The sequence below is a fragment of the Bowmanella denitrificans genome (assembly GCF_002887595.1).
Lineage (GTDB): Bacteria > Pseudomonadota > Gammaproteobacteria > Enterobacterales > Alteromonadaceae > Bowmanella > Bowmanella denitrificans.
On sequence record NZ_PEBU01000036.1, the window covers coordinates 1 to 1,249 of the forward strand.

The 1,249-nt window shown below is 50.8% G+C and carries 1 protein-coding gene; it reads right to left on the reverse strand.

All coding sequences use genetic code 11. The features are described from left to right. Window positions 1-20: 20 nt before the first annotated feature. Window positions 21-1,142 carry an ISAs1 family transposase gene (locus tag CSR04_RS24630; RefSeq protein ID WP_102798998.1) on the reverse strand — a complete coding sequence of 374 codons (1,122 nt, stop codon included), beginning with the start codon at window positions 1,140-1,142 and terminating at the stop codon, window positions 21-23. Between the last annotated feature and the right edge of the window lie 107 nt (window positions 1,143-1,249).

A 1,249-nucleotide genomic window follows, 5' to 3' on the forward strand; every position in this document is an offset into this window, starting at 1 on the left:
CAGGGCAAGAGCATGAATGCTCATTTTTCGAGCACTTCGCCCATACCGGCCACTAACACCCTCTCTAAATAGTCTGTACGTACGGTCGCTCTGCGCTGTTTGCGGGGAATACTCAGTTTTTTGGACTGCTCTTTGCGCAGCATATTCAGGCCGACTTGTCGAAAGCATGCCAGTATTTGAGCTGCATGGCCGCGATAGATCCCACAACGGTCTTCATTCATGGCAACATCCAGCACCCAGTGAAGGCAGTTCTCAATTCCCCAATGGCCCCGCACTGCCTCAGCAAACTTTGTTTTGGTCAGCTTGGCAGAGCTGATGTAATACCTGAATTCCAAACTGTCTTGACCTGATGGTTCACGGCGATAGCCCATGGCTACACCGAGGGTTTTCAGCTCAGGCCAGTCCACAAACTGCGGTGCCAGGGGGGCTACATCCATGACATGGTAAGCCCGGGCCTCAAAGCGTCCATGGCCTTGCTCCAGGCAGACAATGGCAGTATCTGTGTAGGGCAGCAGTGCGCGTTTAACTGCCTCATGCAGCTGTTCTTGATTGCCCTTTACCGCCAGCAGATAGTCACCCCCTTTATCCACGATGCGCTGGGCAATATCGGTCTGACAGCCCATGGCATCAATGGATACCAAACACCCCTTGATATCCAGCAATTTCAGGAGTTCAGGGATCGCGGTGATCTCGTTGGATTTATCTTCTGTCTTAACCTGACCCAGCACCAGGGCATTCTGTGTGGCAAAGGCGTTGACCATATGGATGGTCGATTTGCGGTCTTCGCGAGGGTAGGAACTGCGTAATCGCTTGCCATCAATGGCGATGAGTTGGCCATCAGACAACTCCACCACCGACTTCATCCAATTAATGAAACAGGCCGTAAACTGCTCCGGGTCAATACTGGAAACCACACGGGCGATGGTATCGTGTACGGGCAATCCGTTCTTAAATAATCCCTTACTGCGAAACCAGTCGAAGTGCATTTCGCCAAAGTCCTCAATATCTTCCCACCCGTCCAGTCCGGCAATCGAAGCGCACACCAGCAAAAACAGAATGTCAGAAAACAGATGCGTTACTTTGGCAGTCTGGCGAGGATCCTGAAGGTTCTCGAAATGTTGTTCAAATGCCCCAAGCTTCATGATTTACTTCCCAAAAAGGAAGTATAAGATCACAGCATGATCAGCTCGTCAATTGGTCTGACAAATCAAGTCGAGGTTGCTCAAATAATGTTCGTGATCTCACCCTG

Excerpts from the sequence above, each read along its gene's own strand:
- CSR04_RS24630 (WP_102798998.1), bottom strand. The coding sequence starts at position 1,142 with ATGAAGCTTGGGGCATTTGAACAACATTTCGAGAACCTTCAGGATCCT.